Annotated in this window: 21 protein-coding genes; 5 read left to right on the plus strand and 16 right to left on the minus strand. The window is 47.0% G+C overall.

Going from position 1 to position 26798, the window contains the following annotated elements; genetic code table 11:
- From feoB to MHB72_RS21815, 7 genes are all read right to left on the minus strand, one after another.
- A complete protein-coding gene (gene feoB / locus MHB72_RS21785; RefSeq protein ID WP_020453561.1) occupies positions 1-2013 on the minus strand; it encodes a ferrous iron transport protein B in 2013 nt (670 codons plus the stop codon).
- Entirely contained in the window at positions 2010-2237 is a 228-nt protein-coding gene (locus MHB72_RS21790) for a FeoA family protein (RefSeq protein WP_020453562.1), read from the minus strand. Before MHB72_RS21790 ends, feoB begins: the two co-directional genes overlap by 4 nt.
- 183 nt (positions 2238-2420) lie before the next feature.
- Positions 2421-3509, minus strand: a complete 1089-nt coding sequence (locus MHB72_RS21795; RefSeq protein WP_216919119.1) for an acyltransferase family protein — start codon at positions 3507-3509, stop codon at positions 2421-2423.
- Positions 3510-3688: 179 nt separating this feature from the next.
- A complete protein-coding gene (locus MHB72_RS21800; protein ID WP_020453564.1) occupies positions 3689-5575 on the minus strand; it encodes an FtsX-like permease family protein in 1887 nt (628 codons plus the stop codon).
- On the minus strand, positions 5550-6314 hold the full coding sequence (locus MHB72_RS21805) for an ABC transporter ATP-binding protein (RefSeq protein ID WP_020453565.1): 765 nt from the start codon (positions 6312-6314) through the stop codon (positions 5550-5552). Before MHB72_RS21805 ends, MHB72_RS21800 begins: the two co-directional genes overlap by 26 nt.
- A 91-nt stretch (positions 6315-6405) precedes the next feature.
- Complete coding sequence (locus MHB72_RS21810; protein ID WP_143261137.1) at positions 6406-7413, minus strand: sensor histidine kinase; 1008 nt, start codon at positions 7411-7413, stop codon at positions 6406-6408.
- Positions 7410-8117 carry a response regulator transcription factor gene (locus tag MHB72_RS21815; protein ID WP_216919117.1) on the minus strand — a complete coding sequence of 236 codons (708 nt, stop codon included), beginning with the start codon at positions 8115-8117 and terminating at the stop codon, positions 7410-7412. The genes MHB72_RS21810 and MHB72_RS21815 overlap by 4 nt, the downstream gene beginning before the upstream one ends.
- Positions 8118-8298: 181 nt before the next feature.
- On the opposite strand from MHB72_RS21815, the gene MHB72_RS21820 reads away from it, so the two are divergent.
- Entirely contained in the window at positions 8299-8685 is a 387-nt protein-coding gene (locus tag MHB72_RS21820; RefSeq protein WP_020453568.1) for a YxeA family protein, read from the plus strand.
- A gap of 28 nt (positions 8686-8713) precedes the next feature.
- Here the strand turns inward: MHB72_RS21820 and MHB72_RS21825 are convergent, their stop codons facing one another.
- Both MHB72_RS21825 and MHB72_RS21830 read right to left on the minus strand, forming a co-directional pair.
- The gene (locus MHB72_RS21825; RefSeq protein WP_026580388.1) at positions 8714-10399 is read right to left on the minus strand and encodes a methyl-accepting chemotaxis protein; all 1686 of its coding nucleotides are present in this window, start codon (positions 10397-10399) and stop codon (positions 8714-8716) included.
- Positions 10400-10561: 162 nt separating this feature from the next.
- On the minus strand, positions 10562-11986 hold the full coding sequence (locus MHB72_RS21830; protein ID WP_026580389.1) for an alanine/glycine:cation symporter family protein: 1425 nt from the start codon (positions 11984-11986) through the stop codon (positions 10562-10564).
- A 313-nt stretch (positions 11987-12299) separates the two neighbouring features.
- Between MHB72_RS21830 and ald the strand changes: the two genes are divergently transcribed.
- Positions 12300-13430, plus strand: a complete 1131-nt coding sequence (gene ald / locus MHB72_RS21835; RefSeq protein ID WP_020453571.1) for an alanine dehydrogenase — start codon at positions 12300-12302, stop codon at positions 13428-13430.
- A gap of 162 nt (positions 13431-13592) precedes the next feature.
- Here the strand turns inward: ald and MHB72_RS21840 are convergent, their stop codons facing one another.
- The 6 genes from MHB72_RS21840 to MHB72_RS21865 form a co-directional block, all read right to left on the minus strand.
- Complete coding sequence (locus MHB72_RS21840; protein ID WP_216919115.1) at positions 13593-14867, minus strand: arabinogalactan endo-1,4-beta-galactosidase; 1275 nt, start codon at positions 14865-14867, stop codon at positions 13593-13595.
- A gap of 102 nt (positions 14868-14969) precedes the next feature.
- Positions 14970-17024 (minus strand): beta-galactosidase, encoded by a 2055-nt coding sequence (locus MHB72_RS21845; RefSeq protein WP_023856854.1) that lies wholly within the window; start codon positions 17022-17024, stop codon positions 14970-14972.
- A 35-nt stretch (positions 17025-17059) separates the two neighbouring features.
- Positions 17060-17899, minus strand: a complete 840-nt coding sequence (locus MHB72_RS21850) for a sugar ABC transporter permease (RefSeq protein ID WP_020453574.1) — start codon at positions 17897-17899, stop codon at positions 17060-17062.
- A gap of 3 nt (positions 17900-17902) precedes the next feature.
- Positions 17903-19159 (minus strand): carbohydrate ABC transporter permease, encoded by a 1257-nt coding sequence (locus tag MHB72_RS21855; protein ID WP_025810524.1) that lies wholly within the window; start codon positions 19157-19159, stop codon positions 17903-17905.
- Between the two features lie 81 nt (positions 19160-19240).
- A complete protein-coding gene (locus MHB72_RS21860; RefSeq protein WP_216919113.1) occupies positions 19241-20509 on the minus strand; it encodes a sugar ABC transporter substrate-binding protein in 1269 nt (422 codons plus the stop codon).
- 143 nt (positions 20510-20652) lie between these two features.
- On the minus strand, positions 20653-21645 hold the full coding sequence (locus MHB72_RS21865) for a LacI family DNA-binding transcriptional regulator (protein WP_020453577.1): 993 nt from the start codon (positions 21643-21645) through the stop codon (positions 20653-20655).
- A 240-nt stretch (positions 21646-21885) separates the two neighbouring features.
- Here MHB72_RS21865 and MHB72_RS21870 point away from each other — a divergent pair, with 240 nt between their 5' ends.
- From MHB72_RS21870 to galT, 3 genes are read left to right on the plus strand one after another with little or no spacing between them, the layout of a single operon-like run.
- The gene (locus MHB72_RS21870) at positions 21886-23055 is read left to right on the plus strand and encodes a galactokinase (RefSeq protein ID WP_216919111.1); all 1170 of its coding nucleotides are present in this window, start codon (positions 21886-21888) and stop codon (positions 23053-23055) included.
- 14 nt (positions 23056-23069) lie between these two features.
- Positions 23070-24071 (plus strand): UDP-glucose 4-epimerase GalE, encoded by a 1002-nt coding sequence (gene galE / locus MHB72_RS21875; RefSeq protein WP_216919109.1) that lies wholly within the window; start codon positions 23070-23072, stop codon positions 24069-24071.
- The gene (galT, locus tag MHB72_RS21880; RefSeq protein WP_216919107.1) at positions 24068-25555 is read left to right on the plus strand and encodes a UDP-glucose--hexose-1-phosphate uridylyltransferase; all 1488 of its coding nucleotides are present in this window, start codon (positions 24068-24070) and stop codon (positions 25553-25555) included. Before galE ends, galT begins: the two co-directional genes overlap by 4 nt.
- A 35-nt stretch (positions 25556-25590) precedes the next feature.
- Here the strand turns inward: galT and MHB72_RS21885 are convergent, their stop codons facing one another.
- On the minus strand, positions 25591-26766 hold the full coding sequence (locus tag MHB72_RS21885; protein ID WP_216919104.1) for an ROK family transcriptional regulator: 1176 nt from the start codon (positions 26764-26766) through the stop codon (positions 25591-25593).
- Between the last annotated feature and the right edge of the window lie 32 nt (positions 26767-26798).

A 26798-nucleotide genomic window follows, 5' to 3' on the forward strand; every position in this document is an offset into this window, starting at 1 on the left:
CTATGATAACCCCAGCAATCGTCCGCCCTGATAAATCAAGAACGCGATCGCATACGCAATGGCCAGTCCGTAAACAATGGACAGGAACATCCACTTTTTCGAGTTTGTTTCTTTTTTAATCACCGCGACTGTCGCGAGGCATGGTACGTATAAAAGAACGAAAGCCATAAATCCGTAAGCGGCAAGCGGTGTAAATTGCTCAGCCATCATGCCTTGCAGCTGGGCTTCAGGTACGAAATAGATGATGCTCATCGAAGCAACGACAACTTCCTTCGCCAGAAAACCGGTTAATAGTGATGCCGCTGCCTGCCATGTGCCGAACCCCAGCGGCATCAACAACGGTGCGAGCACTCCGCCGATCATTGCTAAAAAGCTGTCATCCATCTCAACGCCCGTTCCACCGGGCCCTGTATACGATAAAAGCCAAATGAGGACAGAACCGCCAAAAATGTAAGTCCCGGCTTTGCGGACGAAACCTTTGCCCTTTTCCCATGTTGCCCGCCATAATGTACGCGCTTGAGGCAAACGATACGGCGGCAGTTCAATCACGAAAAACGACTTTTCTTCTTTGAGCTTGGATGAGGATAAAAACTTCGCCAGCACCAGCGCCGCAGCAATGCCCAGCACATACAAGGTCAGGACGACGAAAGCCTGATGAGCCGCAAAAAAAGCCCCTGCAAATAAAGCATAAACCGGAAGTCTTGCCGAACAGGACATAAATGGCGTCAGCATAATCGTCAAAAGTCTTTCCTTAGGCTGCTCTACAGTTCGCGCAGCCATGACGCCCGGAACATTGCAGCCGAAGCCGATGATCAGCGGTATAAAGGCTTTACCGTTTAAACCGATCGCCTCCATCAGACGGTCCATCACCATGGCCACACGCGCCATGTACCCGGAATCTTCGAGCACCGAAATGAAGAAAAACAGAATAAAAATCTGCGGGACGAAAACGAGGACACCGCCGACACCGGCAATGATCCCATCGAGAATGAGCGCCTCGATAAACGGGCTGGCTCCCATTGCCGACAGTGCCGAAGCCGTCCATTCCGTCAGCGGTCCGCCGATGAAACCGTCCAGTGTATCAGACAATGGAACACCAAGCCAGTCAAACGTCAGCATGAACATGAGATACATGAACAACAAAAAAATCGGAATGCCAAGCACCGGATGCGTAACGATCTGATCCACGCGTTCAGTCAGCGTCTGTTTTCGGTCTGACTGATATTCAACAGAGGATGACATGATGCGGTCAATCCATCGTTCTCTCTCATTGTAAATATGCTGATGCAGCGATTTTGCGGATTGTTCCTGAAGAAGGCGTTTTTCTGTCTCCTCGTAAATTTCCTTTAACCGTTCGCTGTCGGCCGCGTCTTCCAGCTGCTCTTTCATTTTCGAGTTGCCTTCCAAATATTGAAGAGCCATCCACCGTTTTAAAACGCCGGGACGTTCCGGTATGATCGACTCGATCCGGCCAATCGCTTCTTCTACTGTGCTTCCGTAATTGATGACGAGCGGCTTCGTTCTCTTTTCTTTTTCAAGAAGCAAATGCCGGCTCAGTTCATCACACCCTTTGCCGCTGCGGGCAATCACAGGAATCACCGGAACATCTAGCGCTGCAGACAACTTTTGATGATCAATGAAGACGCCTCGCTGTCCTGCGACATCGATCATATTTAAACCGATTGTGAGCGGATGACCAAATTCGAGGAGCTGCACAGTTAAGTGCAAATTCCGCTTTAATTGGGATGCATCGACAATATTCAATATGTCTGAAAATGATTCATTGAGCAGGAAGTCAGTGACGACCCCTTCATCGCGGGACAGCGGGCTCAATGTATAAACGCCCGGGAGATCGACCATCATTCCTTGTTTATGGCGGAGCAGTCCCACCTTTTTCTCAACGGTCACCCCACTCCAGTTGCCGACATACTCATAGGAGCCTGTCAGCGCGTTAAACAATGACGTTTTCCCCGTATTCGGATTTCCGAAAAGGGCAATCTGCCGGCTGTTCATAGCTTTTCAATCCTGATCTTTTTTGCTTCTTCAAGCCGTATGCCGAGGCACTGTCCGCCTGACTCAAACATGAACGGTCCGCCAAACGGCAATTTCCGCTGCACGCAAATTTCAGCTTCTTCTTTCATCCCGAGCTGTATGAGCCTGCGCTGAACAAGTTCATTCACTTCTGAAAAATCTATGATTCTTGCTCTCTCTTTTTGTTTTAATTCAGCTAAAACCATTGTTGAGGCCTCCACATTATGAAAATGATAATCGTTATCATAATATGATTATAGGCAATTAGCCACCTTCCATTTAAAAGAAGATGTGTCAAAACCGGAACATTTTTGCGAGAATATAAAAAAGCGAAAAGCTCCGGCGGTGCAACCTGCCGTTCTGGCTTTTCGCTCTATCAATCTAAGTCGTTAACCGGCATGATGGCTCACTTTTTGCTCGATTCTCCTCTTTTTCGGCACGTAAATTTTTCCGACAAACATATAGCCGTACTTCAATTTATTGACGGCCCAAGATATGAAAACCGCAACGCCTGTAGAGATCGAAAACAAGAGCAAAACAGCCGAAACCGTACCGATGCTTTCAAAGCTCGTTAAAATGACCAATCCGAAAATCAGGATAAAAGCGTGCAATAAATAAATAGAAAAAGAATAGTTGCTGATCATCATGATCAGCTTCGGCACCGACTTCAGTTTTGAAAACAGGTGAAAGCATAAGAAAATGATGCTTGTTGAATAAAGCAGGATATCCGGACGCTTTGACGTCACTTCGATGTCTTGTCCGAAGTAGGAAACCGCTACAATGAAACATCCGGTCACAGCAGCCGCTGCATATACCGCATGCCTGTATCGTTCCAGCAATGCCAAAAAGCGCTCGTAATTTTTGCCGCAATAATAGGCCAAACAAAAATAAAAGAGCCAGCCGGGAAACGGCACCCATGAAAAAGGAAACGGCGCCTCTTCCTGTACAACCGGAGGTTGAATGAACGTGAAATAGCTCAAATAAGCCGCTGTGACCGCAAAAGAAATCGAAAGCACCCATTTAGGCGACGCCTTTTGCAAAAATGAATGGAAGCACATGTGCAACAAGTAAAATTGAAAGATGACGAGGATGAAATAACCGATGAAATTCCCCAGGAAAATATTCGCCAACAGTTTTTTTAAAATGACCGATGCATGAAATTGCTGCATCATCAGACCAGCGGTCATAAAAGCATCCAAAACAGCGATAAATAGAAAAGGGATGAAAATCGTTTTAAACCGCTTTTTTAAAAACCCTTCCGGAACGCCGCCAGGGTAAGCATGCGCGAGCAAAAATTCGGAAATAAAAATAAACGCAGGCGTACTGAACATCAGAAGCGTCCTGAAAGATTCAACAACCCGGAAAACCGTATCTCCAAGCATGTCCGCCCGCACCATGAGCACCATCGATATCGCATGAAGCAAAACAACGCTTAAGCAGGAAATAAAGCGAATAACAAATATTTCTTTTACCTGCAAATCGATCACTCCTCTTTCAAATTTGAAATAATATCAAATTAACATAATCATCCAAATGAAGAAAGAGGCAAAATACATAGGTATGTTTATCCCAAATTTTCCGGCTGCAAGTATAAAAAAAGCTTGTAGAAAAACACAGGTTTCTCTACAAGCTTCGGTTAGACGCAGTCTAATCTTTTTTAAATCGCCGCTTTTATCTGTTTTGTATAGTAGAAGCGGACAATGAAGTAATATATAACCTGGATGGCGAAGAACACGCCGAGCACCATTGCAGATTCCTTGAAGAGGTTGTACTGAAAGGCATGCGATAAAGCGGTCAGCGCCACAGCTCCATGGACAAGGGCAACAGCGATAGGCGCGAAGAACAGAATGCCGATCTGCCTGTTCAGCACTTTATGCAGTTCCCGGTCTGTTAAGCCCATTTTGGCAATCGATTTGAATTTCTGCTTATCATCGTCCAAATCAGTGTACAAGCGGAAGTAGAGAAAACTTCCTGCTGAAACGAAGAAGACGATTCCGATAAACAGTCCAACAAATAATACCGGGCCATATCCTTTGCTTATATCATATACCTCATAATCTACAGCCGCGAAATAAATCCGATCCAGTTTCTTTTGCAGAACCTCCCCGGCTTTCACTAAAGCCATGCCGTCAGATTCTTTTGCCTGCCAGGCATAGAACCGGTTTTCGCTTTTCGGTTTTTTCAACTGTGCGAAATCTTTGTCTGTCACAATATAATAACTGTTTTCAGATAACGCTTTTGAACGGACCGTTTTGTCAGCCTGCAGCTTTTGTCCAGTTGCAAGAGGGATTGATGAAGGGAGCGGCTGGTCGTCTTCTCCCTCTAGGCCAACCTTGACATCATACTCGGCAGCTGCGGCTTTCCCTTCTTCAAGCTTGACGTGGTCGGCCCCGACCAGATCGGCAAACTTGTTATAGTCAGATTCTTTCACAATCAGCATGTCATGGCCATCGACATCGAAATATTGAAGGACAGCTGATGCTTTGTCTGTTTTGATATTTCGTTCTTTTAGCGTGTCGTTGATGAAAGCCACGTCTTGTTCGGTGTCTTTGTTTGTTTTCGGCGGTTTATACGAGAACGTATGCGGGTTCATATCTTTAATTCCGTTTGTCAGCAGAGTTTGGAAACCATACAGCGTCCCGATCGCACTGAACGCGACAGTAGAGATAATGGCCACCATAAAAAACGTCCGCGCATTGTCTTTCATCCTGTAAGACAGATCAGAAAACAAAATCATATTCGTTTTCCGCCAAAACAGGCTTTCCCGTTTTTTGAGCCTGCGGATCACATAAACACTCAGCTGCGTAAACAGCAGATATGTGCCGATAATGACAACAATCGTCACCGGAACCATCGCCACAAGAACGCCTATTTTCTTGACAATCAAAGCGGTGTAATAGCCTCCGGTAAGCAGAACAGCTGCAACCACTGTAAGCAAGGCAGATGCTTTCGGCTCCCCTTTGGAGATTTTGTTTCCTTTTAGCAGAACAATCAGCTTCTCGCTCCTGAGCACAAATGACACAAGAAAAGAAATAAATAAGAACAGGCCGTTAAAAGAAATAAACGTCACAATGATCGCCATCAACGGAAAATAAAAATCGAGCTTGTTATCAATAATCAGCACATTTTCCGCTGTGAGCAGTATCAATTTGGCGAAGACAAGTCCGAGCACAATCCCGCCGATTGTCGCAAAAAGCCCAATCAGCATATTTTCAAGAAATACCATCATGCGAATTTGGCGCATAGACATCCCTTGGATCATTAAAACGCCGAATTCCTTTTTTCTCGATTGAAGAAACGAACTCATTGAGTACAGCACAAAGAAGAAAGAAAAGACAAAGATAATGCCGCTGGAGACTAACAGGCCAATGGAAACATGCTGCCCGATGCCGGAGGTCAAAGAATCACTTGTCATCACCGGGTGGAAAGCAAAGATCGCGAATGCGAAAAAAACCATCACTGTAAACATGCTGCTGAGAAAATAAGCGGCATACAGCCTTTTGTTGCGAATGACGTTGTTAAACGCGAACTGACGAAAGGTCATTTGCATCCCCTCCCAACAAAGACAGTGTATCGAGAATCTTTTGGAAAAACGCTTGGCGGTTATCGCCGCGGTTGATCTCCGAATACAGCTTTCCATCCTTAATAAAGACGACCCGGTTGCAATAGCTTGCCGCCTGAGGGTCATGCGTGACAAGCATCATGGTCGCTTTTTCGTTGCGGTTGATCGATTCAAGCATTTCCATCACATCTTTGGATGACTTTGAATCAAGGTTGCCTGTCGGCTCATCGGCAAGCAGAAGCTTCGGCGAATGAATCATCGCTCTCGCTACAGCGGCGCGCTGGGCCTGACCGCCCGAAATCTCATATGTGCGCTTTTTCATAATGTGGGTAATTCCAAGCTTTTCAGCTAAATCGTTTGCCCTCCGCTTCATTTCCCTGACCTTTTCACCGTCAAGCGTCAAAGGAAGTACGATATTTTCTTCAACGGTTAATGTCGGCAGAAGATTAAAGTCCTGAAACACAAATCCCAGCTCTCTGCGGCGAAATTTAGCCAATTTTTCTTTTTTGAGAACATGCGGGTTTTGGCCGCTGATCAATATTTCGCCCGTCGTCGGTTCATCGATCGTTGCAATCATATTTAATAGGGTCGTTTTTCCGCTTCCGGACGGCCCCATGATGCCGACGAATTCACCCTTATCAATCGTTAGGTTAATATCCGTTAACGCGCGATACGCAATTTTTCCTTCGTAAATCTTACTGGCTTGTTTGACCTGAAGCATCACAAGATCCCCTTTCACCTTTAACTTTTGATCTGTGATCAGTTTACCTAAATTTCTTGTTGATGAACTATCGATTCTTCTTTCACTTTCATTACATCGATGTAAGGTTTTGTGTAGCCGTAAAAATCAGCCGGATTGTCGTGCCTTGCCCTTCTCGTGAGTCAAGTTCGATTCGGTGTCCAAGCTGGTCAGCCGCCGCTTTTGCCAAATAGAGACCCATTCCGGTTGATTCTCTGAAACGGCGTCCGTTTTCTCCTGTGAAAAACGGGTCGAATACCCGCTTTTGATCTGTATCCGGGATGCCGGCGCCGAAATCTGTCACTTCCAATACCGCTTCCGAATCGTTTTCACCAATAGAAATAATAACCGTATTGCTTTTTCCCGCTGAGTATTTGACCGCATTGTTGACAAATTGGGAAATGATGAAAAACAGCCACTTTTCATCTGTTTCGACTGTGATGCCTTTTTTGACTTCCTTGAACTTAGGATAAACTTGACTGCGAATATAGAAGCGCTTGTTTTCACGATTGACCTCGTGAACGATATCCGCCAATGCGACCGGTTTTATCCGGAAATCCTGCTCGATCGTCCGCAATCTGGCCATATAGAGAATCGTATTGAGGCCCGTTTTCATCCGTTCGGTCTCCTCGCGGATGCTTGATGATTCCGGTTCATCCAAATTTTGAGCCGTCAGTTCGATGACCGACAGCGGCGTCTTCATTTGATGCACCCATTGATCCATGAAGGTCAAATGCTCTTTTTGTCCAAGCTCCAGCTTCTTTAATTCTTGACGGTATTGCCTGTACTGGCTTTTCAGCAGCTGTTCAAGCGCTTCTGAAAGAGGGGATTGGGGCTGATTCGATTGCCTGAAGGTGTCATCCAATGATTCCAGCCCGCTCGTCATCCGTTTGTAGAACTTCCGGCGCGTATAGTAATGGTAGAAAAGATAGCAGACAAGAAAGAAAAAGCCGAGAAAAACGGCATAAAAAGCCGGCCTGATGTGCTGATACCCATCAAGCCAGTACACCGACAGCATCGTGATAAACTGCAGCACTTGCACGGCAATCAACAAATAGTGTTCTTTGAAAAAAAGCTTCATTCCTCTCCCGCCTTCACCCAGGATATATTCAAGCGGTAGCCTGCGCCCCGCACTGTTTCTACCGCATCTTCAATTCCGAGCTCCTGAAACTTTTTTCTGACGCGTGTAATGTTGACATTAAGCGTGTTTTCATCCACATAGGCCTGATCATCCCACAGTTTGGCCAGCAAATCTTCCCGGCCGGAAATCCTCGGGTGGCGTTCCATTAAGCTTTCGATAATATCGGCTTCTTTTTTCGTCAAAGCAGCCGTTTGACCGCCGAATGTCAGTTCAAGTCTTTCCGGATACAGCCGCAGTCCTTCTTTTTCGAGAAGCCGTTCCTCCACTTTTGCTGCATACTCCCCGTAAGCTCTGCGAAGCTGGCTGCGTATTTTTGCCATCACGATTTCGGCGTGAAACGGCTTGGTGATAAAGTCATCCCCGCCGTTTTCCAATGCCATGACCTGATCCATTTCGCCCGTCCGCGCCGAAATAAACAAGACAGGGCAAATCGATTCCTGGCGGATTTGCCGGCACCAGTAATAGCCGTCAAAGCTCGGCAAATTAATATCAAGCAGAACAAGATCAGGCGCCGTGCTTCTGAACTCATCGATGACACGGTCAAAGTCTTTCACGACATGAACGTTGTGTCCATATTTGACAATATGCGATTTTAACAGATCGGCAATCTTCGGGTCGTCTTCTACAATCATCACTTTTTGCATCTCGGTCTCTCCTTTTGTTTGGATATATTATGACACGAAGCGGTCTGATAAACAAAAGCCGCCGTGCTTCGTCCTACCTTACAATCATGTAATTGTACTGTAATATGAATCAATTTCTTCTCCCTGCGCCTTTTTTATAAAATAATACCATTCACAAACTGAATGAAAGAGGAGAAGGTATATGAAGACACGGGCAGGCGGCCTGATTGCCGCGGTTCTGATCGCCGTTGCCGGCGTTTTTATTGCCGGCGTTTTTATCCTGCAGAAAGCGACAGGGGGCCTTGTGCCGCTGGCCGATCATTTCATACAAGGCCAGGGTAAGCCTGAGGCTTATTATCTCAAAGCCGAAGATCATGCAGAAAAGCTGAATAACGGAAAGTACAACTACACATTAACCGGATATGACGCGAGCGGACACAAACAGCAGATTGAAGCAGAGGCGGACGAAAAACTGCGTCCCGGCGCTTTCATCAAAGTATGGGCGTACGGAACGAAAGCCGGAAGCTTGACTGAAGTACACGAAGAGGAAATCCCCGAGGGCGCTATAGCCGCCATGAAAACCAATTAAAACCCCATCGCCTGATGGGGTTTTCTGCTTAATATTTAAATCGATTGATGACGGTTTGAAGTTCTTCAGCCAATTGAGACAGCGATTCTGCTGCATAAGAGATTTCTTCCATCGAAGCCAGCTGCTCCTGAGTTGAGGAAGCAACCGCTTTTGTGCCAGCCGACGTTTCCTGTGATCCGGAAGCTAATGTTTGAATGGTGTTTTGAACCATTTCGACACCTGATGTCAGTTGCTGAGTAGAAGCTGCGACTTCTTGGATTTGAGAAGCAACCTGTTCTACCAAGTTCAAAATTTCGTTGAAATTGCCGGTTGTCTCCTGGGACAGAGCGATTCCGGAGCTGACATTTTCTTGAACGACTTTAATATTATTCACCGTTTCTACCGATTCATTTTGGATCGTTGTGACTAACGATTGAATATGGTTCGCCGATTTATTCGTTTCGTCCGCCAATTTCCGGACCTCTTCCGCCACGACGGCAAACCCTTTTCCTTGTTCTCCCGCTCTTGCTGCTTCAATTGCCGCGTTTAGCGCCAGCAAATTCGTCTGCTCCGAAATATCGGTGATAAGCGAAGAAATGTTGCTGATTTCCGCCGTGCTGGACACGAGCGCCTCGAGGCCGCTGCCGGCTGAGTCGACGGATTTATCAATGAAGTTCATTTGCTCGAGCATTTTATGAACGGATTCGGAGCCGATTTCGGCTTTGTCTCTCATCGAAGACGACAGATCCGCTATGCTGCCTGTATTGGAGGCAACGGATGATAAACGGTCCAGCAATTCATGAATCGATTCCGAGCTCTTTTCTGTCATTTCGCTTTGCGTCATATTGCTGTCAGCAATCGCCTGCATCTCTTCCGAAATCAGTTCGGAGGTCGATTTCGATTCCTCCGCGCTTGCCGACAACTGTTCAGAGGATGCGGCGACTTGCTCAGACGAACTGCTGATCTGCTTCACAATTTGCGTCAGCGACTGAACAAAAGCATTGAAAGAATTTGCAAGCTGGCCGAACTCGTCTTTATTTTTGACGATCACTTTCTTGGTTAAGTCCGCCTCACCGTGGGCGATGTCCCCAAGCTGCTGATTCAGGCTTCTCAACGGTACCAGAATAGACTTCAAGAGCAGCAGACTCAAGACAATTCCAACTATGGCTGATACTGCTGTGACAGTGATGATGACCCATTCGCTCATCGTCCCGTTGGCGCTGATCTCTGCTTTCAGATCTTCCACCTCTTGTTCCAGGCTTTCGACCAGCTGGTTGACAGACGGATCGAGGACTTCTTTTCTTAATGTTCTTTCCTCTCCGAAATGAATCGATTCAGCTTTTTTAGAGCTTGAAGCGTAAGACTGTATAACTTGTTGATTTAAACCCCAATAAGCCTTAAAATTTTCTTTAATTTCTTCGACGTTCGCTTTGTATGTGTCTTCCCGGATCAGTTTTCCTGCGCGGTCAAGACTCTTTAAAACATCGTCGGCCTTGTCCTTCATTCCTTCACTGTATTCATTATCTCCGGTCATAATAAGGCCTCTTTCGTCATTCGACAAACCGGTCAGACGATATTGAATATGCTTAATCTCTTTTTGAAATTCCATCTTGTCCTTAAGTTCTTCATTCTTTTTCACCGTAGAAGAAATCATAAAAACAGAGGAACCTCCGATTCCAATAATGGAAACGACTAAAATTGATATAATTCCCAGCAGTTTTGTTTTTACTTTCATAATGGTGATCCTTTCTCCTTTATGTCATCAATGATAAAATGCAATTTTCAAATTAAAGATCTTCTTCATTTCATAGTATCGACATTTTTCGTCAAAATTTGAGATCTTGTATGATTGTAAACAAAGAAAAAGCTCTGCCTGGAAGGCAGAGCTTTTAATTGATTAATGAATTGGTTTACTTGGCGGACCCGCCGATTTGGTATGTTCATAGAAGTGATGAAAATAATCATTTGTCTCTGCTTTGATAACTTTCCAAAGCAGCAGGATGGCGATCAGGTTTGGAATCATCATCAGCGCATTCGCCATATCGGCAAATGCCCAGACGGTGACGAGGTTGGCGACCGTCCCGATGCCGCAGGCGAGGATGTAGACCAGCCTGTAGCCCGCAATTCCTTTGGAACCGGCTAAATACTCGAAGCATTTTTCTCCGTAAACATACCAGCCGACAATTGTAGAGAACCCAAAGAAAATCACCGACAGCGACACAATATATTCGCCTGCCGCGCCGAGTACTGAGGCAAATGCCGCGCTCGTCAATGCCCCGCCTTCAAGGCTGGCATTATGGGCCACGCCGGATATCAAGCCGCCAGACGGATCCCAGAAACCGGTAATAATAAGGGTTAAACCGGTCATCGTACACACCACGATCGTAACGATAAATGTCCCGGTCATTGCGACGAGCGCCTGTTTTACTGGATGATCTGCACGCGCATTTCCGGCGATTAGCGCAGCCGTCCCAAGGCCTGCTTCGTTTGAAAAAATGCCGCGGGACACCCCGTTCCGAACGGCTTCAGATACGGCAATTCCAAGGAAACCGCCGGCTGCTGCCACAGGGTGGAAAGCATAATAGAAAATCAGCTCAAAAGCCGGAATAATCTTGTCATAATTCAAAATCAGAATCAAGATCGCCCCGCCCATATAAAGAAAAGCCATGATCGGCACAAAGAAGCTGGCAACCGTGCTGATCCGCTGGATGCCGCCGAAGATGATGACGCTGACAAGAATGACGAGAATCAGCCCTGTCACCCAGTTTTCGATACCGAAGCTGTTCTTTGTAATATCGGCAATCGTATTGGATTGGACGCTGTTGCCTATCCCCAAAGCGGCAAAAGCTCCAAACAGCGCAAAAGCGATGGCGAGTCCTTTAAATCTGCGTCCGAGTCCGCGTTCGATATAATACATCGGCCCGCTTGAATATTCCCCTTTTTCATTTTTTACACGGAATTTAACAGCAAGCAAGGCTTCCGCGTATTTCGTTGCCATGCCCAACAGCCCGACAACCCACATCCAGAAGATCGAACCCGGTCCGCCGAGTGTCAATGCCGTCGCGACACCTGCGATATTTCCGTTTCCGATCGTGGCGGCAAGCGCTGTCATTAAAGCTTTAAAATGGCTCACATCCCCTTCGGCAGCTGCGTCTTTGCTGTCTTCCTTGCCAAATCCGATCTTAAACGCATAGATCAGACGGCGAAATTGCAGTCCTTTTAAAACAAACGTTAAAAATAAGCCTGTCCCAAATAATAAAATTAAACTGGGCGGCCCCCATAATACCTTATTAATCTTGCCTAGTATTTCTAAGATATCCATATGACTCACTCCCAACAAAGATAACGCTTTCATAGCTGCAAGAGATATTCTATCACAACGAAATATGGTTATGTTTGTGAAATGACACAAAATGTAATCGCTTACATTTGTTTTTTTAACAAAACTATTTTTTAAAGAAAAAAATTTTAATAGATAACTCCTCATATCAATCCTTTCACTTCATTCAACGTTCACCAATTTGTTAAATTTCACAAAAAAGCGCTTACATTTTTAATTTTACACACGATGCTCTTGCCGGTTCAGAGATTTATACTAGCGGTAGAATCATATTTCATTTGAGGGGGACGACATCATGATCATTGGAATTCCGAAAGAAATTAAAAACAATGAGAACCGTGTAGCCATTACGCCGGCCGGAGTAGTCGCGCTTAAAAAAAGCGGTCATCAAGTTTTAATCGAACAGGGAGCCGGACTTGGAAGCGGCTTTGAGGATGCTGACTACAAAGCAGCCGGGGCAGACATTTTGGTTGAAGCGAAGGATGTATGGGCAAAAGCGGATATGGTCATGAAGGTGAAAGAGCCGATCAGCTCTGAATACGGCTATTTCCGAAAAGGACTTGTTTTATTTACGTATCTGCACTTAGCAGCTGAGCCTGAGCTTGCGAAAGCGCTTGTGGACAGCGGCGTCACAGCCATCGCCTACGAAACGGTCGAAGTGAACCGGACGCTTCCGCTCCTGACTCCAATGAGTGAAGTCGCCGGACGCATGGCTTCACAGATCGGCGCGCAATTTCTTGAGAAATCAAAAGGCGGCAAAGGCATCCTGTTATCAGGCGTACCCGGGGTAAAACGCGGCAAGGTCACGATCATCGGCGGCGGAGTGGTCGGTACGAACGCTGCCAAAATCGCAGTCGGACTTGGCGCTGACGTCACTTTGATCGATTTGAGCGCTGAGCGCCTCCGCCAGCTCGATGACCAGTTCGGCAAAGACATTCAAACGCTTATGTCCAACCCGCTCAACATTGCGGAAGCCGTAAAAGACTCTGACCTTGTCATCGGCGCCGTCTTAATCCCTGGTGCAAAAGCGCCGAAACTTGTCACAGAAGAGATGATTCAGTCGATGTCCCCAGGCTCAGTTGTTGTAGACGTGGCGATTGACCAGGGCGGCATTATTGAAACGGTTGATAAAATCACTACGCATGACGATCCGACTTATACGAAGCACGGCGTTGTCCATTATGCAGTCGCCAATATGCCGGGAGCCGTTCCCCGTACTTCAACGATCGGCTTAACAAACGTCACTATGCCTTACGCTTTGCAAATCGCAAATAAAGGCGTTGAACAAGCAGTCGCCGAAAATCAGGCGCTCGCTCTCGGCGTCAACGTTGCAAACGGAAGCATTACCTACAAGGCCGTCGCGCGCGACCTTGGATATGAATACGTATCTGTAGAAGATGCATTTCAAACGGTAACCGCTGGTTAAGCGGACCCTATCTTTCTGTCAATTGAATGAAAACATTTTAATTACGCTTTCTGACTGTCCTTTCACGAAAAAAAGCCGGATATCATCCGGCCTTTTTTCATTCTGCTTTAAACCGCTTTCCGGCAAACGGCGTTAGCCTTCATCCGAGAAATCGGCTGCAAGTCAATTTTTGAATGGTGTTCCCGTATCAACATACTTAAATACATTCAGAGAAGGCAATGGACGTCCTTTAAAATCAAACAATGCCTGATTGTCTACGGCGCTGCCGCCAAACCACTTTCCTGCGTCTTCCGGGTCGTATTCAGCGGCATAGCTTGTGGCCCAGCCTGATCCGTATGTCTCCCAAAGCGATTTATTTTTCTCAAGCTGGCGTGCCGGTCCTACTGGAATCCATGCCGGTTCCCAATAGAAAACGCCGATTCCGGCTTCTCCTACATCGCTGACCGCTTGAATCACATCACGGACCGCGTTCGCCTGTCCTTGAACGGTGACCGGGTAATTGAGCGTTTGACCGTTTTTAGGGGCTGTATTTTCGTGTCCGTCTCCGTCTTCAGCCGTATACGTATAAGATGTCTCGGCTACCATGACCTTTTTGCCGTACGTATCCGCGACGGATGTCAGGACGGATGTTAGATTCTTCAGTGTGCCATGCCAAAATGGATAATACGAGCTTGCAAATACATCATAGTCGACATGGTGCCGGTGAAGCGTCTCGGCAATCCAAGCGTACCTGCCTGACGTCTCCGGATTGGTAAAATGCAAGGCGACTAAAATATTCGAATCCGTCTCCCGAACCGCTTGGCTCCCCGCATTGAATAATTGGCTCATCTTCGCCCAGTCCGTTTCACCGGCAAGACCCCCGTTTGTTTCGTTTCCGACCTGCACCATGCCGACGTTGATGCCCGCTGCTTTCATCGCTTCAAGGCTTTGTTTTGTATATCGGTAAAGCGTCGTTTTTTTATCTTCAAAGTTTAGGTTTGCCCATGCTTTTGGCGCTTTCTGTTTCGCCGGGTCCGCCCAGAAATCGGAATAGTGGAAATCCGCCAGCAGCTTCATTCCGTTGGCAGTGGCCCGTTTTCCGATCTGAATCGCTTTTTTCAGATCATTATTGCCCCCTCCATAGCCATTGCCGTTGGCATCATAGGGATCATTCCAGATGCGCACCCGGACATAATTGACGCCTGCTTCCTTCAGCGTTTTGAATATATCCTGTTTCTTTCCGGATTCATTGTAAAAGGCGACGCCGCTCTCTTCCAAAGCGATGATACTCGAAACATCAACCCCTTTTATAAAATCCTTGTGAAGCCCTGAAACCTTTTCGACAAAAAGGCCGCTTTCTGCCGCCTTGGAACCTCTGACGGCTTCCGCCGGACCGCCGGTTCCAAGTGCGCCCAAAACAACAATCAGCACCACAAAAACAGCCACCACGTTTTTCATGAACTCGCTTCTCCCCTTTCATGATTGACACACGCCAAACAGAAAACGCTTTCATTATTTTTTTAAGAGAAACACCCACATTAAAGCGGATGTCCCCCGGGCTTATTTTTTTGTTTTTACCGCTATTCTGGCTTCATATTTTTCCAATGTGATTTCGCCGGTCAGCGTTTCTCCGGTCAGCATATCTTTAACGGCCGACTCCAACACGACGGGCTGGCGTTTTTCTGTGAAATTCATGATGAAAATATAATCATTTTCTTCATCCTGTCTGACTTGAACGGAGACGCCAGGCTGATGTTTCACACCAAAAGCCGGTTGAATCGATAGCTCTTTGATCAATGTTTCATAAAAATCCCGATGAAATTGACTGCTTAAGCGCGCACCGATATAGTACGTCTTCCCCTGTTTGTATGAATGGCTTGTAACAGCCGGCGTGTCCGCATAAAAATCGTCCTCATAGAATCCCACGGGATCTGCCGTATCCAGCTTCAGCACGGTCGCATAATCTTTCAGCTCATAGGACCGGTTTTGATAACGGACCCTATTTTTGTCGCCCGGATAGAGCGTATCGGTTTCAACAGGTTCCATGCCAAACATCTCTTGCAGATCTTGCGGCCATCCGCCTAAATAGGTCAGGTCAGATTCGTTGACGATTCCGCTAATATACGTCATCACCAATGTGCCCCCGTTTGCAGCAAAGGCTTTTAAACGCGCGATTGTTTCTTCACTTGCTAAGTAAAGCATCGGAACGATCAGCAGCCGGTACGGCGAAAAATCCTGTTCCTTCGTAATCACGTCGACTGGAATATCACGCTCCCAAAACGCGCGGTAGTGCTCGTGCAAGGTTTGGGGATACCGCTTGGTTTTCATCCCGAATCCTTGTGCATCTTCGAGCGCCCAATGGGTTTCCCAATCATAGAGGATCGCGACATTCGCGGGCCGGGTCGTTCCGACGACTTCAGACAGTTCATCAAGGGTTTGCCCCACTTTTGCCACTTCTTTAAATACGCGGTTCTCGGAACAATTGTCATGGCCGACAACCGCACCGTGAAATTTTTCCGATGAGCCGCGGGATTTCCGCCATTGAAAATAGAGAATGCTGTCAGATCCGTGGGCGATCATCTGCATAGAAGACAAGAGATGCATCCCCGGCCGTTTCGCTTTATTAAAATTGTGCCAATTGACAGCGCTTGGCGTCGATTCCATTAAAAGAAACGGCTGCTGTTTCAGGCTGCGGTACAAATCATTGATAAAGCCGACTTTCATGGCCAAATCAGCTGTGCTTTCCCAATCATTGTGCCAGGCGGGATACGCGTCCCAGCTGATCACGTCCAGATGCTTGGCAAACTTGCTGTAGTCCAGCCCTTGAAATGGAATGAGATCATGCGTGTCAGCCATAAAGTTGGTCGTAATCGGAATATTCGGCGTGATTTCCTTCAACGGAACGATTTCATTTTGAAAGAAAGAGATCGTCTGATCAGTGACGAAGCGGCGCCAGTCCAAATTCAAGCCGTGCACCGCATTTTCACCGATCGGAGACGGCGATTCAATCTGTGACCAATCGTTGAAGGTATGGCTCCAAAAAGGCGTCCACCATGCATCATTCAAAGATTTAAGATCATTGTTGTACTTCTTTTTCAGCCAGTCTCTAAAAGCGTGCTGGCATTGATGACAATGGCATTCTCCTCCGTATTCGTTGGAGACATGCCACATCAAAAGGGCAGGATGGCTGCCGTACCTTTCAGCCAGCAAGCGGTTGATCTTTCTCGTTTTTTCACGGTATACGTATGAAGTGAAGCAATGATTGTGCCTTCCGCCATGCAGCTGTTTGACACGTTCCGCATTGACGCGCAGCACTTCCGGATATTTTTGCGACAGCCAAGCAGGACGGGCGCCGCTCGGTGTCGCCATTATAATCCGTCCGCCGTTCCGGTGAATGTTCTCAAACATATCATCCAGCCATTCAAACGTATAGACACCTTCCTCCGGCTCAAGAGCGCTCCATGAAAAAATCCCCACTGAAAATGTATTCGTATGGGCAAGCTTCATCAGCTTGATATCATCTGCAAGAATATCCGGACGGTCAAGCCATTGATCCGGATTGTAGTCTCCCCCGTGAAGCATGTATTTTGCTTGTGTCGTATAAATTTTTGGCATAATACTCTCCTTTTTTAGACCATATTCTTCTCGGACTATCCTTTCGTTCCGCCTGCCGTCAACCCTGATACAAAGTTCTTTTGCAGCATGATAAAGATGACGGCTACCGGAATGCTGATCAAAATGGCGCCGGCGGCAAACGTCGTATAGCTGGCTCCCATGACTTCATTGACTAAATTGTATAAACCGATCGGCAATGTATACGACTCCGGCGTCCGCAATATGGTCGAAGACAAAACGAAATCCCCGAGCGGTCCGGTGAATCCGTTCATGGCGACGACCGCGATCATCGGTTTGGATAGTGGCATAATAATCTGCAGAAAAATCCTTGTATTGCTAGCGCCGTCAATCTTAGCGCTCTCATCCAAATCGATGGGAATGGAGTCCATATACCCCTTCATCAAATACGTGTTCATCGGTATAAGCCCGCCGATGTACAGCAAAATCAGCAGCCAATGGCTGTTCATCATTCCGAGCATCTGCGCTAAAACGAAGAGCGCAACCAAAGCCGAAAATTGAGGAATCATTTGCAGCAGCATGAATAAAACTAAAGCGTTTTTTCTACCTTTAAAACGAAACCGTGAAAAAGCATAAGCTGTAAAAGAAACACTGATGATTGATCCGATCATCGTAAAGATGCTGATTTTAAGCGAGTTTATATACCATTGCCCATATTGAAGGCTCTCTTTTCCTGCAAATAATTCTCTATAGTGATCCAATGTCGGATTTGCCGGAATGATAGAAGTACTGACCAAACTGTTGCCGGGATTAAAGCTGGCTCCCACCGTCCAAAGCAGAGGATATATGATAACGGCTGTCATAAAAACCAACAGAGAATAGGTCAGAAGGAGCCGAAAGAATCTTCTTTTCTTCATATGTTAAGCCCCCTCTTTGAAAGAATTTGTCCGTCTGAACTGCCACAGCGCGATCGAGATGACAAAGACCGACAGCAGGATCGTCAATGCGGCGGCTAAAGAGTACTGGCTCGACTGCATCGTCAATTTGTAAATCCAGGACACCAGAATGTCGGTTCCTCCCGCTGTTGACCCGGGAACAGCCGGACCGCCTCCATTGAATAGATAGATAATGTTGAAGTTATTAAAGTTAAAAGTGAATTGCGTGATGATAATCGGCGCCATTGCGATTAAAATCAGCGGCATTGTGATATGCCTGAATTTCGAAAACGCGGACGCGCCGTCAATTGTCGCCGCTTCATACAGGTCGTCCGGAATCGACTGCAGAACACCGGTCGTCACAATAAACACATAAGGAAAACCGAGCCACCCCTGCATGAGGATAAGCGCCAGCTTCGTCCAATTGGCATTCGTCATCCAGGGAATCGGATCGATGCCGAATGCGGCGAGGATTTGATGATTGAATGCACCGAAGCTGTCATTAAAGAGGCCGGCAAACACAAGAATGGTAACAAAGCCGGGCACGGCCCAAGGCAAAACCAGAATCGTCCGGAAAAATTTCTTGAAGCGGACTTCCTTCTGATTGACGACAACCGCCAACAAAATTCCCAACCCGACTTGGAGCGTGGAAGCGACAAGCGTCCAGACAATGGTCCAAGCTAAAACATCCAAAAAGGTCGACCGCCAAATATCAACGGTGAAAATTTCGGAAAACGTTTTAAGCCCTACCCAATCGACAAGGTGGGCAGGCGGAGAATGGTAGAGGTTATAATTTGTAAAAGCTAATGCAAAGCTGAACAAAATCGGAAAAACAACGGCGAAAATCAAAATGAACAGTGATGGTCCGCTGATGAGATACGGATATCCCTGAGCCATTAAATTATGATATTGTTCCTTGAGTGAACTGAGCTCCTTTTGTTCATCGCGCCGCTTTCCGTTTTGGTAGGCATCCCGCAAATTGGCGTAATAGACAGCCAGCCCAAAACCGGTGACAATCACGGCGATGATGCCTTCTGCCAATAGAAAAATCGAGTTATCGCGCGGCACTTCGGTTCCAAGCGTAAACAGGCCCCACAGCCCCATATTCAGCAAATCGCCAAAAACCGCAAAGAACGAGACGCCTAAAAGAAGGAATAACAGACCCTTTATCCATTGTTTATTGTAGAATTGGCCCAAACCGGGAATGATTGATAATAGTAAAGCTTTTTTGCGATGCTGCACCTTCTCTTTCACCTCTTTATATGGACGTCCTGATCATAAATGGCGCCAAACTTAAGACAAGTTTGACACCAATGCTGCGGCTTATTTGCTGCCGCTGTGCTTCGCTTTGATCTGTCCTTGTATCGTTTCCGCGGCTTGATCAAGCGCTTTTTTCGGTTCCGCTTTTCCGGTTGCGATCGTTTGCAGAGCCGCATCCGCCGGTGTCCATACTTCATTCATCTCAGGAATATTCGGCGTCAACTCTGAGTACTGAGATTGCTCGGCAACAGCTTGAGCCGCTTCGCTTTTTGTGACGGCAGGATCATCCGCCAGTTCTTTGACAGCGGGAACTTCTTTTGTGATCTCATATCTCTTCTTTGAGTTTTCTTTATTGGCGAGAAAGACGGATAATTCTTCCGCTAGATCGGCATTCTTCGAATAAGCGCTTACATTGTAGCTCTTCACGCCGACAAAAGAACTCATATGTTTGCCGTTGGACAGCTTAGGCAGCTTGGCAACCCCGTAGTTGATGCCCGCTTTTTTGAACGGTTCCAGATTCCACGGACCAGAAATGATCGCTGCTGCTTTTCCTTCTGTAAACAGCGATTCCAGCACATTGATGCCTTGCTCCCCAATAATTCCGGCAGGGAACAGCCCTTCTTGATAAAATTTCTGAATGTACTCGGCTCCTTCAACTGCACCTTTGTTATTCAAGCCGAGATCAGCCGGATCATAAGTGCCGTCTGCATGGCTCTTAAAAATGTAGCCGCCGTATCCTCCCATGACGCTCTGTGCATAATAAATCTGGTCAAACAGCGCCAGGAAGCCGAATTTTTTGCCGTCAGCCGTTTTTTTCGAATACTCATACCATTCATCCAGCGTTTTCGGCAGTTCTTTTTCAGAAATCAAATCTTTATTATAGTAGAGCATCGTCGTTTCGACCGCTTTCGGCAGGCCGTAGACCTTACCGTTTGTCACCTGGGATCTCATTGCCGGTTCCGTATAGATCGATTGGATCTCTTTGTCCACCTTTAATTCCTTGATCAAACCTTCCGTTACCGCTGTTCCGATTTGATCTCCAGGCATCGTTAACACATCAGGCCCCGTTCCTGCCGGTCCATCCATCCGCAAATCTTCGATCTGCTTTGCGTAAGGCTTTTCCACGACTTTGACAGATACGCCGTGCTCTTTTTCAAACTGGGCAACGGCATCTTTAATGCCTTCGCTTTTTTCTTTATCTTCCCAGACCACGAGTTCCTTTTGCTTCGAGCCTGATGCTTCATTGCTGCTCTCTTTAGGTCCGCAGGCAGTTAAAGACAAACTGAGAGCAATCACACTGCTGATTCCAACATATTTTTTCATATTCATCATTTGTCTCATTCCTTTTATTGGATTGAAAGCGTTTCACAAAAACAATATAGCATGTCTAAGAAAAAGTGTAAACAATTATTTTACTGACTATAGTAAAATGTTTTACGAAAAAGGCGCGGCTTATGAACAGCCCGCGCCTTTTTTTAATTGGTGCTTTTCCTGACCACCAGTTCTGCACCGATATATAGCGTTTTTACAGCTTTTCTCTTTTCAAGTATTTGTTCAAGAAGCAATTCAATGGCGTTTTTGCAAAGTTCTTTAATATCGATATGGAATGTCGTCAGCGGCGGAGATACGTATTTCGCCACACTGATGTTGTTGATGCTGATGACGCTCACCCTGCCCGGGATGGCGACCCCTTTTTCATTTAAAGCCTGAAGGCAGCCTACGGCGATCGGATCCGCGGCTGTAAAGAAGGCTGTCGGCAGCTTTTCGCCCAATGTTTCAACCGCTTTATCCATCAGATGGTAGCCGTTTTCCACCGAAAATCCCCTGCGGCAAAAAATAAAGCCTTCCTCCAAGAGCCCTTTTTCCCTCATATAATCGCGAAACGTTCGTTCCCTTACATCCATTTCGTCTTCATCGGTATTGGGATTGTGGTACGTGCCTCCGATAAAGCCGATCTTTTCATGCCCTTTTTCAATAAGAAAGTCCACCGTTTTCCTCGTCATCTGCTTTAAGTCCGGCCTGACTGAATCAAAATGATTCGGATCCGGCGTCGAATCGATAAATACTCCGTGAGGCGTCATCTGCCTTAACCGGGTTAATTCATCATCTGAAAATGATCCGACCGCAATGAATCCTTCAATGTTTTCGGGGATGGCGTCAATACCCCCCGAAATTTTATACGTCGTCAGTTCAACGTTGAATTGCTTTGCGAGCTTCTCGATTTCCAGTCTCATCGTTTTAAAATACACGTCTTCGAGTTCCTCTTTATCCGTCAGCCAGTACAGAAACGCGATGTTTTTTACCAGTGTTCTGATCGTTTTTTTGCGGTAGTTCAGGCTTTCCGCCACTTCAAATATTTTCTCCCGCGTCTCATCAGGTACGGACAGGCTTTCGTCGTTATTTAATACGCGGGAAACCGTCGAGATGGAATACCCCGCCTTTTCTGCAACATCTTTTATCGTCGCCACGATTGCAAAACCTCCATGAACATCTTTCATATTTTTTAGTAAAATATTTTACTAATTTAACGTTGATTTTTGTAAAAGTCAAGTGCTGATTGCCCTATCCCCGCCAATAGGATTTTACATGAAAACGTTTCATTTGAAAAAACACTTTTTATTGCACCAATTGAAAACCCGTAGTAAACTGGGGTTAAACTTAATTAAATTAATTTATTAAGTCTGCACGTCAAACGAATGGGAGGATATATGAATACTGCAGCCGCTTTATCAAACGACTTTCGCTCTATTTTTAAGACAGAACAGACACCGCGAACCTTTTTTGCTCCGGGAAGAATCAACTTAATCGGCGAACACACGGATTATAATGGAGGGCATGTTTTCCCCGCTTCGATTTCATTTGGCACCTATGCCCTTGGCGTGAAACGAGATGATCAAATGATCCGTTTTTATTCAAAGAACTTCCCTGACAGAGGCATAATTGAATGCAGCTTGAGCGATTTAGCATTTGACCGGTCTGACGGCTGGGCCAACTATCCGAAAGGAATGTTCCTTTTGATGAAAGCAGCAGGCCATCAAATCGTTCACGGCGCCGATATTTTGTATTACGGAAATATTCCGCACGGGGCGGGCCTCTCTTCTTCCGCATCGATTGAACTTGCGACAGGCGTTCTTTTAAAAGGGCTTTATGGTTTGCAGACAGACACGATCTCCTTGGTTAAGCTCGGACAAAAAGTCGAAAACGAATACATTGGCGTAGGCAGCGGCATTATGGACCAATTTGCGATCGGCATGGGGAAAAAGGATCACGCGATTTTGTTAGACTGCCAAACACTTCATTACACATACGCTCCCTTCGTATTGAAGGAACACGATGTGATCATCATCAATACAAACAAACAGCGGACGCTGGCCGGATCTAAATATAATGAAAGGCGGGCCCAATGCGAAGAGGCGCTCCGCGATCTGCAGCAGGAGTTATCGATTGCAAGTCTGGGCGAAATGACGGCGGAAGCATTTGAAGCTCATCAGCACCTCATCCGAGATGAAATTAATCGAAAACGCGCCAAGCATGCGGTGTACGAAAATGCCCGGACGCTGAAAGCGCTGGAAAAACTTCGCGGGGACGATCTCGCCGGGTTCGGCAAGCTGATGAATGAATCTCATATGTCTTTAAGGGATGATTATGAAGTGACAGGGCTGGAGCTTGATACCATTGTCCAGGCGGCTTGGGAACAAGACGGCGTCCTGGGTGCACGCATGACCGGCGCCGGGTTCGGCGGCTGTGCGATTGCGATTGTAGAAAAAGACCGGACAGACAGCTTTAAAGAACGCGTGAATGCCGTCTACCGCGAAACGGTTGGCTATGATGCCGCATTTTATACTGCGGCGATAGGCGACGGCGCCAAAGAAATATAGAAAGGGGAATGGATATGAGTGTGTTAGTTTTGGGCGGTGCCGGCTATATCGGTTCACACGCCGTGTATCAATTATTGGACAGGGGCGAAACCGTCGTTGTCGTTGACAACCTTGAGACCGGCCAAAGACAGGCCGTACATCCTGAGGCAGTCTTTTATGAAGGGGATGTGCGCGATCGCGACTTCCTCCGCACTGTTTTCGAAAAGGAACGTATTGAAGAAGTGATCCACTTCGCCGCCAGTTCACTTGTCGGCGAATCAATGAAAGATCCGCTTAAATACTACGACAACAATGTATCCGGGACACAGGTTTTGCTTCAGACGATGCTTGAGCACGATGTGAAAAAAATCGTATTCTCCTCGACGGCGGCCGTCTACGGAGAGCCTGAATCGGTGCCGATCACAGAAGACATGCCGACGCGGCCGACAAGCACCTACGGGGAAACGAAACTGATCATGGAGAAGCTCATGAAGCGGACTGAAGAAGCCCATGGAGTCAGCTTTGTGTCTCTCAGGTACTTTAATGTCGCAGGAGCAAGGGAAACGGGAGAGATCGGAGAAGACCATCATCCGGAAACACACCTGGTCCCCATCATCCTGCAAACCGCTCTCGGACAAAGACCGCACATTACGATTTTTGGGGATGACTATGATACGCCCGACGGCACGTGCATCCGCGACTATGTTCATGTCGAAGACCTGATTGACGCTCATCTGTCGGCTTTGGACTATTTAAGAGAAGGCGACAAAAGCGATATATTCAACCTCGGCAGCAGCGAAGGATTTTCGGTGAAAGAAATGATTGATGCGGCGAGAAAGGTCACCGGCAAAGACATTCCCGCCGAGATCGGCAAGCGCAGAGCCGGCGACCCGAGCATCCTGATTGCCGGCTCTGACAAAGCAAAGCAGGTCCTAGGCTGGAGGCCTTCGCGCACTTCTGTAGCAAAGATCATTGAAGACGCCTGGAAGTGGCATTCATCACATCCAAACGGGTACAGGAAGGAAGTGTCAACATGATTGAACAAGACATAGCCGGACTCATTCAAAAAGCGCTTGAAACAGGGTTAATCGAACCGGATGACGTGAACTACGCACGCAACCAAGTGATGAACCTGCTGGGTCTGGACTCGTTTCCCGAAGAAGCCCCTGCGGCTTCCGGTGACTCCATCCCCGACCTTTTGGAAAGACTCGCCGCTTATGCAATTGAACACGGCGTCATAACCGACGACGCAGACGCGAAAGACATGCTGGCGGCAAATGTGATGAATTGCTTTGTTGCAAGACCTTCTGTCATCAATGCCGTGTTTCAGCAAAAATACGAGCAATCGCCGCTGGAGGCGACCGCCTATTTTTATCAGCTCAGCAAAAACAGCAACTATATCCAGACAAAACGAATTGAAAGAAATGTTTCGTATCAGGCGGATACACCTTACGGCACAATGGATATTACGATCAATTTGTCAAAGCCGGAAAAAGACCCTGAGCAAATCAAACGGGAGCGCGCCGCTGCAAAACGAGCACGCAGCTATCCGACGTGCCTGCTGTGCAAAGAAAACGAAGGGTATGCAGGACGAATCGGGTATCCCGCCCGGGCGAACCACAGGATTATTAAAGTCCCGCTCGCCGGAGAAAACTGGTATTTTCAATATTCTCCATATGCTTACTATAACGAGCACAGCATTTTATTTTCTGAGCAGCATCGGCCGATGAAAATTGATAAGCTTGCCTTTCACAGGCTGCTTGTTTTTACAGAGCTGTTTCCGCATTATTTTATCGGATCGAATGCCGATTTGCCGATCGTCGGCGGGTCTATTTTAAGCCATGACCATTATCAAGCCGGACGATATGAGTTTGCAATGACGCGCGCAGAAGACGCGTTCTCCTTTCAAATCAAACAGCATCCGGACATCGAAGCCTCTGTTTTAAAATGGCCGATGTCTGTCATCCGCTTGAAAGGAACGGCGATCAACAGCCTTGTCGATGCGGCGGATCATATTTTTCAGACTTGGAAAAACTACTCGGATCAACAAGCGGATATTACGGCTTTTACTGATGAAACGCCTCATAACACGATTACGCCTATTGCAAGAAACATGAGCGGTGTTTTTGAAATCGACCTTGTGCTCAGAAACAACCGGACATCTGCCGAGCATCCATACGGCATATTCCACCCGCATGCTGACGTTCACCATATTAAGAAAGAAAATATCGGCTTAATCGAAGTGATGGGCCTGGCCGTTCTTCCTCCCCGCTTAAAGACCGAACTGGCAGGTGTCCAAGAATTCCTGCTCGGTCAGTCAGATGCCGTTGAAGCGCATCACCGGGAATGGGCCGAACAGCTCAAAACCGAATACGGAGAGCTGTCCGGACCGAAGCATGCTGAATCAATTGTACGAAAAGAACTTGGCCGGAAATTTGTTAAAGCCCTTGAGGATGCCGGGGTATTCAAAAACCGCGAAGCTTTCATGCGCTTCATCCACACGGTCAATCGTCAGGGGTAAGGCTTCACCGGTGTTAAAACAGGCGAAAAAAAGGCTTATTTTAACACCGGATCAAACAGCTCCGCCAACAGCAATGAAACGGCTCCGTAAAGCGTCGCTTCATCGCCGAGCTTCGTTATCGTCACCTCTGTCTGCCTCGCTTCGGCTGTTAAGGCTTTCTGCTGTATCGTTTCTCGTATCGCCGGCAATATGAACCTCCCGCCTTTCATCACTCCGCCGCCCAGCACGATTTTGCCCGGATTGACAAGATGAATGAAGTTGGTCAGCCCGATTCCGATCATCACACCGGTTTCCCGAAAGAGTTCGATACACGTTTGGCAGCCGTTCTCGGCCATTTCAAACAAATCTTTGGCTGTCAGGCTGTCCGGACTTTCTTTTAACCGTTTGTTTCCCCGCTTGGCAATCGCTTTACCGCTCACAATCGTCTGCAGGCAGCCCCGGTTGCCGCACTCGCACTTTTCTCCATTAATATCAATGATCATATGGCCCAGTTCCCCTGCGATTCCTTCCGCTCCATGGTACAGTTTTCCGTTGATGACAATCCCCGCACCGACACCGCGGCCGATGTTTACGGCCGCCATACTGCCGCCTGCATCATCGCGGCCGCCGAACCACGATTCGCCAAGCGCCATCGCCCTGGCATCGTTTTCAACTCTGACCGTTAAGTTGAATTCTTGTTCCAGCATATCTTTAATGGGAATATTGGTTAGGTTTAAAATCGGGGCGATGCGTGACATTCCCGTTTCAGCATCGACGACCCCGTGCATTGCGATGCCGATCCCGATGATCTTTTCCTGATTGACATCGGACCGTCCCAAAATCGCATAAATATTTTCTTTTAAAACATCAATGAACATCTCGTTTGTCAGCGGTTTTTTCAGCAGGCTGGATGTCCGCTGCAGTATCCCTCCGGCTAAATCGGTTAAGACGCACTCCACCGTCTCAGGCCCGGCATCAATGCCAATGACATAATAGGCACCTGTGTTGATGTGCAGCATTGTCGGCTTCCTTCCGCCGCTCGAATGGCCGAGCGTGCTTTCTTTCACGAGCCCTTGTTCGATCAGCTCTTTGACAATGCTTGAGACCGTGGGAGGGGTAATCTTTGTTTCCTTGGCGATCTCGGCTCTCGAAATCGGCTCTGAAGTTCTGATTTTATTAAGAATGATCGATTTGTTCACCGATTTCATTAATTGAAATGTACCGCGTTGCATGTGAAATCCTCCATTTACACCATATCGTAGGT

It is taken from the genome of Bacillus sp. FSL K6-1284, assembly GCF_038002625.1.
GTDB lineage: Bacteria > Bacillota > Bacilli > Bacillales > Bacillaceae > Bacillus > Bacillus paralicheniformis.

What these genes read in the sequence shown, in the direction of transcription:
- feoB (WP_020453561.1), bottom strand. Translation starts at nt 2,013, where the DNA reads ATGAACAGCCGGCAGATTGCCCTTTTCGGAAATCCGAATACGGGGAAA.
- MHB72_RS21790 (WP_020453562.1), bottom strand. Translation starts at nt 2,237, where the DNA reads ATGGTTTTAGCTGAATTAAAACAAAAAGAGAGAGCAAGAATCATAGAT.
- MHB72_RS21800 (WP_020453564.1), bottom strand. Translation starts at nt 5,575, where the DNA reads ATGACCTTTCGTCAGTTCGCGTTTAACAACGTCATTCGCAACAAAAGG.
- MHB72_RS21805 (WP_020453565.1), bottom strand. Translation starts at nt 6,314, where the DNA reads ATGCTTCAGGTCAAACAAGCCAGTAAGATTTACGAAGGAAAAATTGCG.
- MHB72_RS21810 (WP_143261137.1), bottom strand. Translation starts at nt 7,413, where the DNA reads ATGAAGCTTTTTTTCAAAGAACACTATTTGTTGATTGCCGTGCAAGTG.
- MHB72_RS21815 (WP_216919117.1), bottom strand. Translation starts at nt 8,117, where the DNA reads ATGCAAAAAGTGATGATTGTAGAAGACGACCCGAAGATTGCCGATCTG.
- MHB72_RS21820 (WP_020453568.1), top strand. Translation starts at nt 8,299, where the DNA reads ATGAAGACACGGGCAGGCGGCCTGATTGCCGCGGTTCTGATCGCCGTT.
- MHB72_RS21825 (WP_026580388.1), bottom strand. Translation starts at nt 10,399, where the DNA reads ATGAAAGTAAAAACAAAACTGCTGGGAATTATATCAATTTTAGTCGTT.
- MHB72_RS21830 (WP_026580389.1), bottom strand. Translation starts at nt 11,986, where the DNA reads ATGGATATCTTAGAAATACTAGGCAAGATTAATAAGGTATTATGGGGG.
- ald (WP_020453571.1), top strand. Translation starts at nt 12,300, where the DNA reads ATGATCATTGGAATTCCGAAAGAAATTAAAAACAATGAGAACCGTGTA.
- MHB72_RS21840 (WP_216919115.1), bottom strand. Translation starts at nt 14,867, where the DNA reads ATGAAAAACGTGGTGGCTGTTTTTGTGGTGCTGATTGTTGTTTTGGGC.
- MHB72_RS21845 (WP_023856854.1), bottom strand. Translation starts at nt 17,024, where the DNA reads ATGCCAAAAATTTATACGACACAAGCAAAATACATGCTTCACGGGGGA.
- MHB72_RS21850 (WP_020453574.1), bottom strand. Translation starts at nt 17,899, where the DNA reads ATGAAGAAAAGAAGATTCTTTCGGCTCCTTCTGACCTATTCTCTGTTG.
- MHB72_RS21860 (WP_216919113.1), bottom strand. Translation starts at nt 20,509, where the DNA reads ATGATGAATATGAAAAAATATGTTGGAATCAGCAGTGTGATTGCTCTC.
- MHB72_RS21870 (WP_216919111.1), top strand. Translation starts at nt 21,886, where the DNA reads ATGAATACTGCAGCCGCTTTATCAAACGACTTTCGCTCTATTTTTAAG.
- galE (WP_216919109.1), top strand. Translation starts at nt 23,070, where the DNA reads ATGAGTGTGTTAGTTTTGGGCGGTGCCGGCTATATCGGTTCACACGCC.
- galT (WP_216919107.1), top strand. Translation starts at nt 24,068, where the DNA reads ATGATTGAACAAGACATAGCCGGACTCATTCAAAAAGCGCTTGAAACA.
- MHB72_RS21885 (WP_216919104.1), bottom strand. Translation starts at nt 26,766, where the DNA reads ATGCAACGCGGTACATTTCAATTAATGAAATCGGTGAACAAATCGATC.